Origin of the sequence: Pseudomonas sp. PLMAX (genome assembly GCF_046042685.1) — a bacterium.
In the GTDB taxonomy this organism is placed as follows: Bacteria; Pseudomonadota; Gammaproteobacteria; order Pseudomonadales; family Pseudomonadaceae; genus Aquipseudomonas; species Aquipseudomonas putida_AE.
This window is the reverse complement of record NZ_CP064949.1, coordinates 326,894-341,773: the sequence shown is the minus strand read 5'-3', so window position 1 is coordinate 341,773 and position 14,880 is coordinate 326,894. Positions and strand designations below refer to the sequence as shown.

At 59.7% G+C, this 14,880-nt stretch carries 15 protein-coding genes; 4 read left to right on the top strand and 11 right to left on the bottom strand.

What is annotated here, in order from left to right:
• Positions 1 to 12: 12 nt before the first annotated feature.
• Entirely contained in the window at positions 13 to 1,623 is a 1,611-nt protein-coding gene (locus DKB71_RS01590) for an arylsulfatase (RefSeq protein WP_408599456.1), read from the top strand.
• Positions 1,624 to 1,755: 132 nt separating this feature from the next.
• On the opposite strand, the gene DKB71_RS01585 is transcribed toward DKB71_RS01590, so the two are convergent.
• Positions 1,756 to 2,829 carry a fatty acid desaturase gene (locus DKB71_RS01585; RefSeq protein WP_408599455.1) on the bottom strand — a complete coding sequence of 358 codons (1,074 nt, stop codon included), beginning with the start codon at positions 2,827 to 2,829 and terminating at the stop codon, positions 1,756 to 1,758.
• 100 nt (positions 2,830 to 2,929) lie between these two features.
• On the opposite strand from DKB71_RS01585, the gene DKB71_RS01580 reads away from it, so the two are divergent.
• Positions 2,930 to 3,934 carry an AraC family transcriptional regulator gene (locus DKB71_RS01580; RefSeq protein ID WP_408599454.1) on the top strand — a complete coding sequence of 335 codons (1,005 nt, stop codon included), beginning with the start codon at positions 2,930 to 2,932 and terminating at the stop codon, positions 3,932 to 3,934.
• Here the strand turns inward: DKB71_RS01580 and DKB71_RS01575 are convergent, their stop codons facing one another.
• The 4 genes from DKB71_RS01575 to DKB71_RS01560 form a co-directional block, all read right to left on the bottom strand.
• On the bottom strand, positions 3,935 to 5,167 hold the full coding sequence (locus DKB71_RS01575) for a type II toxin-antitoxin system HipA family toxin (protein ID WP_408599453.1): 1,233 nt from the start codon (positions 5,165 to 5,167) through the stop codon (positions 3,935 to 3,937).
• Positions 5,160 to 5,408 (bottom strand): helix-turn-helix transcriptional regulator, encoded by a 249-nt coding sequence (locus tag DKB71_RS01570; protein ID WP_323608078.1) that lies wholly within the window; start codon positions 5,406 to 5,408, stop codon positions 5,160 to 5,162. Before DKB71_RS01570 ends, DKB71_RS01575 begins: the two co-directional genes overlap by 8 nt.
• 112 nt (positions 5,409 to 5,520) lie before the next feature.
• The gene (locus DKB71_RS01565; RefSeq protein ID WP_323626516.1) at positions 5,521 to 5,886 is read right to left on the bottom strand and encodes a response regulator; all 366 of its coding nucleotides are present in this window, start codon (positions 5,884 to 5,886) and stop codon (positions 5,521 to 5,523) included.
• A 57-nt stretch (positions 5,887 to 5,943) separates the two neighbouring features.
• Positions 5,944 to 6,630 (bottom strand): Crp/Fnr family transcriptional regulator, encoded by a 687-nt coding sequence (locus tag DKB71_RS01560; RefSeq protein WP_408599452.1) that lies wholly within the window; start codon positions 6,628 to 6,630, stop codon positions 5,944 to 5,946.
• A gap of 84 nt (positions 6,631 to 6,714) precedes the next feature.
• Between DKB71_RS01560 and DKB71_RS01555 the strand changes: the two genes are divergently transcribed.
• A complete protein-coding gene (locus tag DKB71_RS01555) occupies positions 6,715 to 7,236 on the top strand; it encodes a DUF962 domain-containing protein (RefSeq protein ID WP_408599451.1) in 522 nt (173 codons plus the stop codon).
• An 89-nt stretch (positions 7,237 to 7,325) separates the two neighbouring features.
• On the opposite strand, the gene DKB71_RS01550 is transcribed toward DKB71_RS01555, so the two are convergent.
• The 6 genes from DKB71_RS01550 to dibA all read right to left on the bottom strand — a co-directional run bounded on the left by DKB71_RS01550 (position 7,326) and on the right by dibA (position 13,447).
• Positions 7,326 to 8,315, bottom strand: a complete 990-nt coding sequence (locus DKB71_RS01550; RefSeq protein WP_274075043.1) for a sulfate/molybdate ABC transporter ATP-binding protein — start codon at positions 8,313 to 8,315, stop codon at positions 7,326 to 7,328.
• Positions 8,316 to 8,318: 3 nt separating this feature from the next.
• Positions 8,319 to 9,191 (bottom strand): sulfate ABC transporter permease subunit CysW, encoded by an 873-nt coding sequence (cysW, locus tag DKB71_RS01545; RefSeq protein WP_274075042.1) that lies wholly within the window; start codon positions 9,189 to 9,191, stop codon positions 8,319 to 8,321.
• 13 nt (positions 9,192 to 9,204) lie between these two features.
• Positions 9,205 to 10,023 (bottom strand): sulfate ABC transporter permease subunit CysT, encoded by an 819-nt coding sequence (gene cysT, locus DKB71_RS01540; RefSeq protein ID WP_034148416.1) that lies wholly within the window; start codon positions 10,021 to 10,023, stop codon positions 9,205 to 9,207.
• A gap of 69 nt (positions 10,024 to 10,092) precedes the next feature.
• Positions 10,093 to 11,106, bottom strand: coding sequence for a sulfate ABC transporter substrate-binding protein (locus DKB71_RS01535; RefSeq protein WP_408599450.1), 1,014 nt, complete (start codon positions 11,104 to 11,106; stop codon positions 10,093 to 10,095).
• Positions 11,107 to 11,187: 81 nt separating this feature from the next.
• A complete protein-coding gene (gene oscA / locus DKB71_RS01530) occupies positions 11,188 to 11,370 on the bottom strand; it encodes a sulfur starvation response protein OscA (RefSeq protein ID WP_274075040.1) in 183 nt (60 codons plus the stop codon).
• Between the two features lie 157 nt (positions 11,371 to 11,527).
• Positions 11,528 to 13,447 (bottom strand): phosphodiesterase DibA, encoded by a 1,920-nt coding sequence (gene dibA, locus DKB71_RS01525; RefSeq protein WP_408599449.1) that lies wholly within the window; start codon positions 13,445 to 13,447, stop codon positions 11,528 to 11,530.
• A 146-nt stretch (positions 13,448 to 13,593) separates the two neighbouring features.
• Between dibA and desA the strand changes: the two genes are divergently transcribed.
• A complete protein-coding gene (gene desA / locus DKB71_RS01520; protein ID WP_408599448.1) occupies positions 13,594 to 14,778 on the top strand; it encodes a delta-9 fatty acid desaturase DesA in 1,185 nt (394 codons plus the stop codon).
• Positions 14,779 to 14,880 lie beyond the last annotated feature (102 nt).

Sequence of the window (14,880 nt, the reverse complement as noted above, 5' to 3'; positions counted from 1 at the left end):
AGGAGATTCTTGATGCCGCAACGTCCCAACTTTCTGGTGATCCTGGCCGATGACCTGGGCTTTTCCGATATCGGCGCATTCGGCGGCGAGATCGCCACGCCGAACCTCGATGCCCTGGCCAACAACGGCCTGCGCCTGACCGATTTCCACACTGCACCGACCTGCTCGCCGACGCGTTCGATGCTGCTGACCGGCACCGATCACCACATCGCCGGCATCGGCACCATGGCCGAAGCCCTGACCCCGGACCTGATCGGCAAGCCTGGTTACGAGGGCTACCTGAACGATCGCGTCGCCGCCTTGCCCGAGCTGCTGCGCGAGGCCGGTTACCAGACGTTGATGAGCGGCAAATGGCACCTGGGCCTGACCGCCGAACTGGCGCCCCATGCCCGTGGTTTCGAGCGTTCGTTCTCGCTGCTGCCGGGAGCCGCCAACCATTACGGTTTCGAACCGACCTATGACGAACACACGCCGGGCCTGTTGAAATCCACCCCGGCGCTGTACATCGAAGACGATAAATTCATCGACGAACTGCCGAAGGATTTCTATTCCTCCGATGCCTTCGGCGACAAGCTGCTGCAATACCTCAAGGAGCGCGATCAAACCCGGCCGTTCTTCGCTTACCTGCCGTTTTCCGCGCCTCACTGGCCGTTGCAAGCGCCTGCGGAGGTGGTCGAGAAATACCGCGACCGCTATGACGCCGGTCCCGAAGTGTTGCGCCTGGAGCGCCTGGAAAAACTCAAGGCCCTGGGGCTGATCGAGGCGGATGTCGAGCCGCATCCGCTGATCCAGCTCAGCGCGCAATGGGACGCCTTGAGCGACGAACAACGGCAGATTTCCGCACGGGCCATGGAGGTGTATGCGGCGATGGTCGAGCGCATGGACTGGAACATCGGTCGCGTCGTCGACTACCTGCGTAACCAGGGCCAACTGGACAACACGTTCATCCTGTTCATGTCCGATAACGGCGCCGAAGGTGCGCTGCTGGAAGCCTTCCCGAAGTTCGGCCCTGAACTGATGACCTACCTCAACCAGCATTACGACAACAGCCTGGACAACATCGGCCGCGCCAATTCCTACGTCTGGTACGGGCCGAACTGGGCGCAAGTGGCGACCGCGCCTTCGCGGCTGTTCAAGGCGTTCACCACCGAAGGCGGGATTCGGGTACCCGCGCTGGTGCACTACCCGCAACTGCCGCTCAAGGGGCAGATCAGCCATGGGTTCGGCACTGTGATGGACATCACGCCGACCATTCTCGACCTCGCCGGGGTGCGTCATCCGGGCAAGCAATGGCGCGGCAAGCCAGTGGCGCCGTTGCGCGGCAAGTCGTGGCTGGGGTTTCTATCGGGCGAAACGACGCAAGTGCATGACGAGCACACCGTGACGGGTTGGGAGTTGTTCGGGCGGCGGGCGATTCGCCAGGGGCAATGGAAAGCCGTCTACATCCCGGGGCCGGTGGGGCCGGCGACCTGGCAGCTTTATGATCTGGGCAGCGATCCGGGGGAGATTCATGACCTGGCGTTGAGTCAGCCTGCCAAGCTCAACCTGTTGATCGAGCATTGGCAGAACTATGTGGATGAGACCGGGGTGATACTGAGTGAGTCGCCGTTTCAGCCGGATTGAGGTTGCCTCAACCGGCCTCTTCGCGAGCAAGCCCGCTCCCACACTTGATCTCGGTTGTTCACAAATTTTGCGAACGCTGAAGATCCACTGTGGGAGCGGGCTTGCTCGCGAAGGCGTCCTCTCAGTCAACCATTAAGCCTGCGCCGCACGCACCTCTTCTCGCGCTGCAACATCCTTACGCACAAACCGGTTCGCCCGCGCAAACGTCCCGAAATCATTGAACCGCACCCCCATCTCACGCATCACCTTATGCGCCACCGGCACGGTCAACTGGCGGATGTAGAACGGTTCCTTCACCACAAAGTGATGAATCCCATGGCTGCTGCCGAAGTTGAAGCAGAACGCCTGCAACGGCCACAGCCACCAGGCGTTCAGCACCTGGCACTGCTGCATCACGTTGCCCGGCTCGATGTCGCCGTAGTAGTGCATGTTGGAGCTGATGAAGTGCAGGCAGAACGTGCGCAAAACGTTCGGGCCGATGATCACCACCGCGGCGATATCGATCACGTTCATCACCGACAGCGTGGTTGCCGACCACTCGATCGGCGTGCCCATCAGGTAGGCGATGCCGTTCGCGGCGTGGAAGCCGAGAAACACGTACCACGCGCCCCAATGCATCAGCGCCAGTGGCGCGTAGACTTTCAGGGTGCGGTGGATGATGCTGAACTTTTGCGCCCAGGTCCTGGCCCGCAGCATGCGAATGAACGACGACATCATGTTGTCGCCAATCATCAACAACCGCGCGAAACCCCAAGGCTCGCCGTTGGTGATGGCGCGTTCTTCCATGTCGGTCTCGGTGCCGGACACCTTGTGGTGATTGAGGTGCAGGTGACGACGAATCCATGGATTGATTGTGCTCGGACGCGCCAGCCAGACCAGCCCCATCATCAGGTTGTGCGGCACCCGCTGCTTGCGAAAGTACATGCTGTGAATCAGGTCGTGCTCGAGTTCGTGGGTCAAGGAAGCGAAAAAAGCATTGAGCAGCAAGCACACCCACCACGCCATGTAACCCTCGATGTAGAGCACCGCCGAACCGATCATGCCGGCCAGGGCGAAGGCCAGAATGCCTGCGCCCAAGGCGTCCTGATGCTTGAGAACCGGGTAGCGCTGGCGCAGTTCGACACCCTTGGCCAGCACCACTTCGCGAATATGCGCTGATCGCTGAGCAGCATTCAGTCGCTGGGGACTTGCAGAAGTACCTTGCATGCTTCCATCCTCTGGTTATTGATGTTCGCATCCTGCCCGCTTCATACGCCTGGAGCGGTAGCCGAGAACGCCAACCTGTTGACCGGAAGCGCCAATCAGCATGACCGAACCCACCTCCCTCGCCAGCTGGACCCGCGCCCTGCGCAAGCAACTCGACGCCCTGGGCCTCGACAGCACTGCCCTGTGCCAGCAAGCCGGGCTGGACCCGCAACTGATGGACGACCCCAACGCGCGTTATCCGTTGTCCGGAACCACGCGCCTGTGGGAAATCGCGGTGCAAGTCAGCGGCGACCCGGCGATCGGCCTGCGCGTCTCGCGCTTCGTCAGCCCCACCACCTTTCACGCACTCGGGTATGCGCTGGTGGCCAGCGGCAGCCTGCGGGAAGTCTTCGAACGCATCGTGCGTTATCACCAGGTGGTCAGTGACGCCCTGGAACTGGAACTGACCCGCGGCGAAGACCGCTACTGTTTCCACCTGAGGATTCCGCCAGGCAATCCGGCCCCGGCCTATGAGGCCATCGACGCCTTCGTGGCGATTTATGTGCGCACCTGCCGCAACCGCCTGGGCCGCGACTATGCACCGCTGGCGGTGTACTTGCGTCGTCCCGAGCCGGCGGACCCGCATCAATGGCACAAGGTCTTTCGCTCACCGGTGTATTTCGCCACCGGGGAGGATCGGTTGGAGTTCGCGCTGGCGGATTTTGACAGTCACCTGGACGACGCCAACCCGGAACTGGCCGAACACAACGAAGCCGTGCTCAACCGCACCCTGGCGCAACTCAAGCCGCTGACCTGGGAGCGCAAGGTCCGCGACGCCATCGAAGAGCAACTGCCGGAAGGCGAACCCAGTGCCGAACACATCGCCAAGGCACTGCACCTGAGCCTGCGCAGCCTGCAACGGCACCTGGCGGATGAGGGTTGTCGGTTCGATACGCTGCTCAACGAAAGCCGCGAAAACCTGGCGTTGCTGCACCTGCGCGATCCGCAATGCTCGTTGAGCGAAATCAGCTACTTGCTGGGGTTTGCCGATACCAGCAGTTTCAGCCGCGCGTTCAAGCGCTGGACGGGGATGACGCCGGGGCAGTTTCGCGATGGGTTGCGCTGATCAGCTCTTCACGAGGCTGCGCGCCATGCCTGATTTCCACTGTTCCGTCAGCGCTTCGCCAATGCTCGCGAAATCGCGATTGCCCTTGATGTGAGCCGCCATTTCGGTCATCGCCACGTCCATGCCATGGGCGACTTGCTGCAATAGTTCATGACAGCTCCCTTCGGTAAGATTGCAGGCCGAGCGGCCAAAGCGCATCAGCATCTTGTACTTGGGCCATGCTTTCGACCCCCCCAGCAACAACGCCATACTGTCGTTCTTGATGTAGACCGAAGTGGTCACGATGTCGTAGGCGGGAGCGAGGTTGATTTGCGCATCCGTACCACAATCCTCGTACAGCACACCGAAGTTCTTGAGGTGAGCATCGCCATTTTTCAGGCCGGACGAGAGCGCAACAATCTTGAAAAAAGACTCCAACGCGTGGTTGAGCAATGGCGGGGAGACGAATGCCCTTATCTGCCTTGCTGCACCTTCGTATGAACCATCGTATTTAGCCTTCGAAGGCCAGGCATTCAGGACGCAGAAATCCTCGAACCCCAGGTAACCTCGCTCATTCAGATCGAAACGTTCGACGACCAGGAATTTGCCATGCTCGCTGAGTTCGAACTTCGGAACTTCAAGGCCTGAATGCAAGGCGGCCCGCATGCAAAAATACTCGTTGGCCGCAAGCTCAGGGTATTCCTCGGGCCGGAAGGACTTGACCAGGTGCGTCGCGCCTCGATGAATCAACCGGTCGACAGTCGTCGCACTGTCACGGACAAGCACCTTCGGCTGCACGCCGGAAACGCCCGAGTATTGGCCATACGTGCGCAATAGATCATCGAACAAACCTTGCGCACCGTCGTGAACCAGCAGGTCCGCGAGGCTGGTTTCAGGTGGACGGTCGCTCGCATCCTGCGCGTTTGCAATGCCCACTCGACCAAGCTGGTACGGGCCAACAATCGCCAGCATTGTAAAGTCATCGAAACCCCTGACCGCTTTACTGAAACGACGAACCAACTCTTCGCGCAGAGCTCCCTCTGGCAAGTTCATTTCGAAAATTGGCGGAACACCTTGTTCCCACGTGTAGCTTTCGAGACGAGCCGGCATGGTCAACGAAACCGCGTTTTCTTCCTGCGTGCTGTCGGCATAGGTAAAAACCGAATCACTGCGCGACTGACCACGCCCGAGCGTGCCGGCCACGGCTTCCGAGACACTGATATATAGCCGGTCCTGCTCCTGCGGCTCAGCCATGGAAGTTTGCCTTCTTCAGAGAGTCCAGCGTTGGACGCTGCGCCTGACGAGGCACGGCGATGAGCTCATAGCCGAACCCGTTGAGGATCGCCTCAACCTTGCGCAGACCGATTTCGGAGATCGTGTTGTTCTCGATTCCAGAAATCGTGGAGCGGCTCATTCCGTACTGTTTTCCCAGCGCCTGCTGGGAAAGCTTTTGCTCTTTACGCAGTGAGCGGATCAGTTCACCAAGGTTTTCCATTTATCGACCTGCATCGTATACCGTGCAAAGCACCACGAAATGTGGAATATGCATTGTATTTAGTGCAGTTTAAAGACTAAGTCCAGCTGGCTTTTTACAGCGCCTGAAAACTTCAGCGTCCCTGACCCCGCCGCAACAACTTGCGCACCCGCGCCACCAGTTCACTCACGGCAAAGGGCTTGAGCAGGTAATCATCCTCGTGCAACTCCAAGCCGCGCAGGCGATCCTCGATACCATCCTTGGTAGTGAGCAGGAGCACTGGGGTCTCACCGAGCTTGCGGATCTGTTGCAGCAACTGCCAACCATTGAGCCCCGGCAGCATGACGTCGAGGATGATCAGCTCATACTCGCCCGCCTCGATGAAGCGCCGGCCGTCCATACCGTTGACTGCCACATCCACCGCATAGCTCGCTTCGCTCAGGCCATTGGCCAGGAGTTTGGCGGTCTCGGGTTCGTCTTCCACTAGCAATACACGCATGGCACACCTCGATTGTCGTTCCGACAGGCTAGGCGCGTTTGCCGGTAAAGCCCACCATTAAACGGCAACTAACGCCCGCAACCGCTGAACATCGAGGATTTCAATTTCGCCATACCCCAGATTCAATATCCCCTGCCCCTGCAAATCCTTGAGGATCTGGTTGGTGGTCTGCCGTGACAGCGACAACATCGAAGCAAGCTGCTCCTGCGGCAACTGCAGGACGCGGCGTGGTTCGTCGATTTCGCCGTACCCTTCGGCGATCATCAACAAGCGATGGGCCAGCCGCACCGGGGCCGGCATCAGGCTCAGCTGTTCGAGATTGATGAAGGTCAGGCGCAGTTTCTGACTCATCAGCAGCGCCAGTTGCCGCCAGTACACCGGCTGTTCATCGAGCAACGTGAGCAGGGCGATATGCGGTATGTGCAACAGCGTGCACGGGCCCAGTCCAAAGGCGTCGTGGGTACGCGCCTGGCCATCGAACAGGCAGATTTCCCCAAACCAGTGCGGCGCTTCCACCAGGCTCAGCAACGCCTCTTTGCCCTGCTCGTTCACGGCGCCTATACGCACCGCGCCTTCGAGCACCGCGTACAGGCCACAGGGCTGATCGCCGCGCTGGAACAGGCGCTGACCGGCTGATAAGCGCCGCACCCTGGCAGCGTCCAGCAGACTATCCTGTAGGGAAGCAGGCAAATGGCTGAACCACTGGCCGCGCAGCAGGCGTGGACGCCAGACCTGCATATCCATGAAAACTCCTAGAGATTGTCGCCTGGCTGACAGAGCAATGAATGGCCCCAAGGCATGATCGTGCACCCTACAGGAGGAACAACAATGAAAAAAAGCCTCGTTGACCATCTCAGTCAATACGCCGCCTACCACCGTGACCCGCGCAACATCGCCACGCATTTCGTGGGTATCCCATTGATTGTGGTGGCGGTGGCGGTGTTACTGTCCCGTCCGCAATGGGCCGGGGGTTGGCTTTCACCGGCGATACTGGTGGCGCTGGCGTCGGCGTGGTTCTACCTGCGCCTGGAGTTGCGTCTCGGGGTGTTGATGACGGTGTTGCTGGGGCTGAGCATTTGGGCAGGCCAGGTGCTGGCGCAGCAAAGCACGCTGGTCTGGCTGAGCAGCGGCGTGGCGATGTTTGTGATTGGCTGGGCGATCCAGTTTGTTGGCCACCATTATGAAGGGCGCAAACCGGCGTTTGTCGATGATGTGACAGGGTTGATCGTCGGGCCGTTGTTTGTGGTGGTGGAGTTGGCGTTTTTGCTCGGGTTGCGGCATGAGCTGAAAGAGCAGATCGAGGCGCGGGCGGGGGGTGTGCGGGTCAATCCAAACAAAGCGGCGGCCTGAGCGGATCTGTAGGAGCTGGCTTGCCGGCGAAAGCGGTGTGTATGACACACCGCGTCATCGTTGATCGCTGGCAAGCCAGCTCCTACAGGTCAGAGGTTGGCGACCTTCTGCCAGACCTTCGGCTTGAAGAACAGCGTCTCGCCCTTGGCCAACCCGATCAGGCTGTCGTGATCCTTGACCACTTCGGCTTCGATCAGATCACTCTGGCCTTCGACCTTCAGCGTCACCCGCGTCGTCGCACCCAACGGACGGATATCGCGCACTTGCGCGGCGTGGTGATCTTCCAGTTCATGGCGCGACAGCGACACCTCGTGCGGACGGAACAGCACATGATTGTCTTCGCCCAGGTGCAGACGGTTCGAATCACCGAGGAAGTGATAAACGAAATCGCTGGCCGGATTTTCGTAGACGTCACCCGGTGCGCCGATCTGCTCGATCACGCCCTTGTTCATCACCACGATGCGGTCGGCGACTTCCATCGCTTCTTCCTGGTCGTGGGTCACGAAAACGGACGTCAGGTTGATGTCTTCGTGCAGACGCGCCAACCAGCGACGCAGCTCTTTACGAACCTTGGCGTCGAGGGCGCCGAAGGGTTCGTCGAGCAGCAGCACTTTCGGCTCCACCGCCAGGGCACGGGCCAGGGCGATACGCTGACGCTGGCCACCGGACAGTTGTTCCGGATAACGATCCGACAGCCAATCCAGCTGCACCATGTTCAGCAGTTCGTGCACCTTGGTCGCGATCTGGCTTTCGCTCGGGCGCTGGTTTTTCGGCTTCATGCGCAAGCCGAACGCGACGTTGTCGAACACCGTCATGTGGCGGAACAAAGCGTAGTGCTGGAACACGAAACCGACGTTGCGATCACGCACGTCGTGGCCGGAAACGTCTTCGCCGTGGAACACGATATTGCCCTGGTCCGGGGTTTCCAGGCCGGCGATGATCCGCAGCAACGTGGTCTTGCCGCAGCCCGACGGGCCGAGCAGCGCGACCAGTTCGCCGCTCTGGATGTCCAGGCTGATGTTGTCCAGGGCCTTGAACGCATTGAAATTCTTGCTGACGTTACGCACTTCGATCGACATGAATTATTCCTCCGCGGCGCTGGCGCGCAGGCGGTTGATACGGTTTTCGCTCCACTGCTTGAGCAGCAGGATGAAGAGCGCCAGGATCAGCAACAGGCTCGCCACGGCGAACGCGGCCACGTGGTTGTATTCGTTGTAGAGGATCTCGACGTGCAGCGGCAAGGTGTTGGTCACCCCGCGAATGTGCCCGGAAACCACCGACACCGCACCGAATTCCCCCATGGCCCGCGCGGTACAGAGCACCACGCCGTAGATCAGGCCCCATTTGATGTTGGGTACGGTGACGTGCCAGAACATCTGCCAGCCATTGGCCCCGAGCAAGCGCGCGGCCTCCTCTTCCTGGGTGCCCTGCTCCTGCATCAGCGGGATCAGCTCACGGGCCACGAACGGCACGGTGACGAATATCGTCGCCAGCACGATGCCTGGCAAGGCGAAGACGATCTGGATGTCGTGGTCCTGCAACCACGGGCCGAACAGGCCCTGGGCGCCGAACATCAACACATAGACCAGGCCGGCGATCACCGGCGATACCGAGAACGGCAGGTCGATCAGGGTCACCAGCATGCTCTTGCCGCGGAACGAGTACTTGCTCACGCACCACGCGGCACTGACGCCGAACACCAGGTTCAACGGCACCGAAATCAGTACGGCAATCAACGTCAGCTTCAGCGCCGACAGTGCGTCGGGTTCGAAGATCGCGGTGAAGAACGCACCCAGGCCGTTTTTCAAACCCTGGGACACCACGATGAACAGCGGCAGCAACAGGAACAGCGCAAAAATCAGCCAGCCAAGGCCGATCAGGATTCGCCGCGAGGTCGCACTGCCACGGCGGGCAGCGTTGGCCGAAGAGGCGGCAGCAATAGACGATTGGGACATTGTTCGCGCCTCCTTATGGGGTTTCGATGCGCCGCTGCAGCAAGTTGATCAGCAGCAACAGAATGAAGGAAACCACCAGCATCAGTACACCAATGGAGGTAGCGCCGGTGTAATCGTACTGGTCCAGCTTGACCATGATCAGCAGCGGCAGGATCTCGGTTTTCATCGGCATGTTGCCGGCGATGAAAATCACCGAACCGTACTCGCCGACCCCGCGGGCAAAGGCCAGGGCGAAACCGGTCAACCAGGCCGGCAACAGGGCCGGTACCAGGATATGACGGAACACCTGCAACGGTTTTGCACCCAGGCACGCCGCCGCTTCTTCCACTTCACGGGGAATATCGGCCAGCACGGGCTGTACGGTACGTACTACGAATGGAAGTGTCACAAAAGTGAGGGCAAGGGTGATGCCCAGGGGGGTGTAGGCGATCTTGAAACCCAGATCCGCTGCAAACTGACCCACCAGGCCGGTTGGCGTATACAGCGCGGTGAGCGCAATACCGGCCACGGCGGTGGGCAATGCGAACGGCAAATCGATCATCGCATCGATGATTTTGCGTCCCGGGAAGGTATAGCGCACCAGCACCCAGGCCAGCAGCGTGCCGATGATGCCGTTGATGATCGCCGCGTACAGGGCGGTGCCGAAGCTCAGCTTCAACGCCGCCAGCACCCTTGGCGCCGAGATGATTGCCCAGAACTGATCCCAGGTGAGTTGAGCGGCATGCACGAACATCGCCGCCAGTGGTATGAGCACAATCAGGCTGAGGTACACCAAGGTGTAGCCCAGCGTCAGCCCGAAGCCGGGTATGACGGGGGAGATACGACGCGACATAAAAGTCCCTGGTTGAGAACGCACAAAGCCTCGAATCGCGATTCGAGGCTCCTTGATGGCTATTTAAGATTACTGCGCCTGGTAGATCTGGTCGAATACGCCGCCGTCGTTGAAGAATTTCGGCTGCGCGGTTTTCCAGCCACCGAAGTCTTTGTCGATGGTCACCAGGTCCAGTTTCGGGAACTGCTGGACGTATTTCGAGGCGACTTCCTTGTCCCGTGGACGATAGAAGTTTTTCGCCGCAATTTCCTGGCCCGCCGGGCTGTACAGGTGCTTGAGGTAGGCCTCGGCGATCTGCTCGTTGCCCTTCTTCTCGGCGTTCTTGTCGACCACGGCCACTGGCGGCTCGGCAAGGATAGACAGAGAAGGCACGACGATTTCGAACTTGTCGGCGCCGCCATCTTCTTTCAGGGCCAGGAACGCTTCGTTTTCCCAGGCCAGCAACACGTCACCCTGACCGTTATTGACGAAGGTAATGGTCGAACCGCGAGCACCGGTGTCCAGCACAGGCACATGCTTGAACAGGGTTTGCACATATTCCTTGGCCTTGGCTTCGTCACCACCGTTGGCTTTCAGGCCGTAGGCCCAAGCAGCGAGGAAGTTCCAGCGCGCACCGCCTGAGGTTTTCGGGTTCGGGGTGATCACCGACACGTCGTTCTTGACCAGGTCGCCCCAGTCCTTGATGCCTTTAGGGTTGCCCTTGCGCACCAGGAACACGATGGTCGAAGTGTACGGCGTGCTGGCTTCCGGCAAACGCTTCTGCCAATCAGCCGGCAGGGTCTTGCCGAGTTTGGCGATTTCGTCGATGTCACCAGCCAGGGCCAGGGTCACCACGTCGGCGCGCAGGCCGTCGATCACCGCCCGGCCCTGTTTGCCCGAGCCACCATGGGATTGCTGGATTTTCACGCTGTCGCCGGGATTAGTTTTCTTCCAGAAATTGACGAATTCAGCGTTGTAATCCTGGTAGAGCTCGCGGGTCGGGTCGTACGACACGTTGAGCAGTTCGTAATCCTTGGCGACCGCAGAACCGGCAAACAGGGCGCTGGCCAGGGCGGCCAAAGCGAAATGGCGAATCGACGACATGGTGAAAGCTCCTGGAATTCTAATTGTGTTGGCTATTTCTTATGGATTTCTGGGATCGCGGTGTCGGCTCAAAAAATCGCTTCAGGCAGGTTTGTTGCCCGGTTGCTGCAAGCGGAATTTTTCCTTGCGTTCGATTTGGACCACCTGGGCGTTGTGCACGGTGATTTCCACCGCGCCAAAACGCAGATCGCGCAGGGCGCTCTGGATTTCGCGCAGGATGGTTGCTTCGTCCTGGCCGTCAACGCTACGCAGAGATGCGCTCATGGTGCTGCTCCTTCAACTGAGAGGTTGCCTGGCAGTGGCGGCACTGCTTGCGGCGTGAGACCAATAGTAGAGAGGCGCGGATATTCTTAAAAAGACTATTTAAGAATGTTTATATAACCAGAAGACATTATTTGGCGGGACAAGGGTTTGCGTGGATTTAGCAGTTTTTTGGAATCTTGGTCCAATCCAGCTGCATCGCCGGCACCGGCCGCCCAAACCAGTAACCCTGCCCCAGATCACTGCCATGCTCGAGCAGAAACGCCGCCTGTTCGACCTGCTCGATGCCCTCGGCTTGCACCTGCAGGCCCATGCTCTGTGCCAGGGCGATGATGACCCGCACAATGGCTGCGTCGTCCTCGTCCCTCGGCAATCCGGCGACAAAACCCTGGTCGATCTTGAGTTTCTGTACCGGCAAGCGCTTGAGCCGCAACAGCGACGAATAACCGGTGCCGAAATCATCGATGGCCAGCCGCACACCCAACTCCCGTAGCCGGTGCATGTGCTCAAGCGCGACCTCCGGATCTTCCATCACCGCGCTCTCGGTGACTTCCAGCTCCAGGCAGTCCGGGTCCAGGCCGGTTTCGCGCAGCACCTGCGCCACTTGCTGGTACAGCTCGCGGCCGGCGAATAGTCGCGATGAAACATTCACCGCGACAAACGACAGCTTCACGCCCGCCTGTTGCCACTGGCACATCTGCTGGCAGGCCTGGCGCATCACCCAGGCATCGATTCGGGCGATAAGCCCGGTTCGTTCGGCCACCGGGATGAATTGCGCCGGAGACACCAGGCCGCGCTGCGGATGCTCCCAGCGCACCAGCGCCTCGACGCCGACCAGGCGACCACTCTTGAGATCGTGAACTGGCTGGTAAAACACCCGCAGCTCGTCTTGTTCAAGGGCCCTGCGCAGTTCAGAAGCGGTCTCGACCCGCTGCCGGGCCTGGGCCGTCAAAGCTTCGGTGTAAAGGGCATAGCCATCACGCCCGCCGCTCTTGGCCTTGAACAGCGCCGAGTCGGCGTTGCGCAATAACTGCTCGGCACTCAAGGCGTCACTGGGGAACAGGCTGATACCGATGCTGGCGTTGATGAACAGCCGATGCCCATGGATATCGAAAGGCTCCTTGAGGCCCTCGATGATCCGCTGGGCCAGCGCCGCGGCCTGCATCAATTGCGGACAGCTCTCGGCCAGCACGGCGAACTCATCACCACCCAGGCGCGCCAAGGTGATTGCGGGGTCGAGCATCGCAGTCAGGCGTTCGGCCACCGCCTTGAGTACTTGGTCACCGATCGAGTGCCCAAGGCTGTCGTTGATCATCACGAAGTGATCCAGATCGATCATCAGCAACGCGCAACCCCGCTTGTGGATCTGCGCCGACGCCAAGGCATGCGTGGCACGGTCGGTGAACAGCAGGCGATTGGGCAGGCCGGTAAGCGGATCGTGATGGGCTAGGTGCCTCAGTTCGTTTTCCGAGTCCTTGATGGCGCTGATATCGGAAAATACCGCCACGAAATGACTGCAACGCCCCAGGTCGTCGTGAATCATGCGAATGGTCTGCCATTGCGGATAGATTTCGCCGCTTTTGCGCCGGTTCCAGATTTCGCCGCTCCACTCGCCGACGCTGTTGAGGGTGGCGAACATCGCCTGATAGAAGGCCGGTGGATGATGCCCTGACTTGAACAGACTGGGTTGATGCCCCAGCACTTCTTCAAGCTGATAGCCGGTGATCGCCATGAAGGCGCGGTTCACATGCACGATCAGCCCCTGGTGATCGGTGACCAACACGCCTTCACGGGTGCAATCGAACACGGCGGCCGCCTGGCGCAGACGCTCGCGGTCTTCACTTCGTTCGGGCAATTTCGCGTCGACACTCAGGCAACGCAACAATCGCGTCCGGACCATGAAGATCAAGCCGGCGCTCACCACCACCCAGGCATAACCGTTGATCAGTTGCCAGCGTAAGCGCTCGGCCGAGTTATCGAATAAACTGCTCAATAAATAACCACTGAACAGCATCCAGATGACGGAAATCAGCAGGTAGAGCAGCGCTGCACGCACGGCATCGCGATAACTGGCAGACATAAGGCTGTCCATGTCCCTACGAAAAAGTCGGGATTATAGTTTAAAGACACATCCTGCCACTCTTATCTGAAAGGGCGACTGGTTTTATCTGTCCGCTTGGTGATAATGCATCGGCTGTTTTTTCTTTTTCGAGGGCCCAATAGCCTATGTGGTACCAAGGTTTTCTCGGCTTGTCGCCCTGGTCTCTGGTGGCAGTCACCTTGCTGATGACCCACGTCACGATCATCGGCGTCACGGTCTATCTGCACCGTTACTCAGCCCATCGCTCGCTTGAGCTGAATGCTGGCCTGAAACATTTCTTCCGCTTCTGGCTGTGGCTGACCACGGCGCAGAACACTCGCGAGTGGACCGCCATCCATCGCAAGCATCACGCCAAGTGCGAAACCGTCGACGATCCGCACAGCCCGGTGATCAAGGGCTTGTCCACCGTTCTGCGCAAAGGCGCCGAGTTGTACCGCGCCGAAGCGGAAAACCCCGAGACCCTGCGCATCTACGGCAAGAACTGCCCCGATGACTGGATCGAACGCAACGTCTACACCCGCTTCCCACTGCTGGGCGTGGCGATCATGGGCGTTATCGACCTGCTGCTGTTCGGCACCATCGGCATCACCATCTGGGCCATCCAGATGATGTGGATCCCGGTGTGGGCCGCCGGCGTGGTCAATGGCCTGGGCCATGCCGTCGGCTACCGCAACTTCGAGTGTCGCGATGCAGCGACCAACCTGGTGCCCTGGGGCATCCTGATCGGTGGTGAAGAGCTGCATAACAACCATCACACCTACCCTAACTCGGCAAAACTGTCGGTGAAGAAGTGGGAGTTCGACCTGGGCTGGGCCTGGATCCAGGTGTTCAGCTTCCTGCGCCTGGCCAAGGTCCAGAGGGTCGCGCCGATTGCCCACCGTGTCGAAGGCAAGGGCAACCTGGACATGGACACCGCCATGGCGATCCTCAACAACCGCTTCCAGATCATGGCCCAGTACCGCAAGCTGGTGATCGGGCCGCTGGTCAAGCAGGAACTGGAAAAGGTCGATCATTCGGTCCGCCACCAGTTCCACCGTGCCAAGCGTCTGCTCTCGCGGGAAACCAGCCTGCTGGACGACAAGCACCACGTTCGTATCCAGACCATGCTCGAGCACAGCCAGGCGCTGAAGGTCATCTACGAGAAACGCCTGGCCTTGCAGCAGATCTGGGTCAAGACCAGCTCAAATGGCCACGACATGCTGGCCGCCATCAAGGATTGGATACACGAAGCGGAAGCCAGCGGGATTCAATCCCTGCGTGACTTTGCCGATCAGTTGAAGACCTATTCCCTGCGCCCAAGCGCTGCCTGACACCGTTGATCGGTGCGCCCTTTAGCAGGGCGCACCCTTCGGAACTTCGCTACAAATCCCTTATCTCAAAGACACTTCGCCATCCTGGCGGGCTTGAACGTG

Excerpts from the sequence above, each read along its gene's own strand:
- DKB71_RS01590 (WP_408599456.1), top strand. The coding sequence starts at position 13 with ATGCCGCAACGTCCCAACTTTCTGGTGATCCTGGCCGATGACCTGGGC.
- oscA (WP_274075040.1), bottom strand. The coding sequence starts at position 11,370 with ATGAGCGCATCTCTGCGTAGCGTTGACGGCCAGGACGAAGCAACCATC.
- cysT (WP_034148416.1), bottom strand. The coding sequence starts at position 10,023 with ATGTCGCGTCGTATCTCCCCCGTCATACCCGGCTTCGGGCTGACGCTG.
- DKB71_RS01535 (WP_408599450.1), bottom strand. The coding sequence starts at position 11,106 with ATGTCGTCGATTCGCCATTTCGCTTTGGCCGCCCTGGCCAGCGCCCTG.
- cysW (WP_274075042.1), bottom strand. The coding sequence starts at position 9,191 with ATGTCCCAATCGTCTATTGCTGCCGCCTCTTCGGCCAACGCTGCCCGC.
- DKB71_RS01580 (WP_408599454.1), top strand. The coding sequence starts at position 2,930 with ATGACCGAACCCACCTCCCTCGCCAGCTGGACCCGCGCCCTGCGCAAG.
- DKB71_RS01575 (WP_408599453.1), bottom strand. The coding sequence starts at position 5,167 with ATGGCTGAGCCGCAGGAGCAGGACCGGCTATATATCAGTGTCTCGGAA.
- DKB71_RS01550 (WP_274075043.1), bottom strand. The coding sequence starts at position 8,315 with ATGTCGATCGAAGTGCGTAACGTCAGCAAGAATTTCAATGCGTTCAAG.
- DKB71_RS01565 (WP_323626516.1), bottom strand. The coding sequence starts at position 5,886 with ATGCGTGTATTGCTAGTGGAAGACGAACCCGAGACCGCCAAACTCCTG.
- desA (WP_408599448.1), top strand. The coding sequence starts at position 13,594 with ATGTGGTACCAAGGTTTTCTCGGCTTGTCGCCCTGGTCTCTGGTGGCA.
- DKB71_RS01585 (WP_408599455.1), bottom strand. The coding sequence starts at position 2,829 with ATGCAAGGTACTTCTGCAAGTCCCCAGCGACTGAATGCTGCTCAGCGA.
- DKB71_RS01570 (WP_323608078.1), bottom strand. The coding sequence starts at position 5,408 with ATGGAAAACCTTGGTGAACTGATCCGCTCACTGCGTAAAGAGCAAAAG.
- dibA (WP_408599449.1), bottom strand. The coding sequence starts at position 13,447 with ATGTCTGCCAGTTATCGCGATGCCGTGCGTGCAGCGCTGCTCTACCTG.
- DKB71_RS01555 (WP_408599451.1), top strand. The coding sequence starts at position 6,715 with ATGAAAAAAAGCCTCGTTGACCATCTCAGTCAATACGCCGCCTACCAC.
- DKB71_RS01560 (WP_408599452.1), bottom strand. The coding sequence starts at position 6,630 with ATGGATATGCAGGTCTGGCGTCCACGCCTGCTGCGCGGCCAGTGGTTC.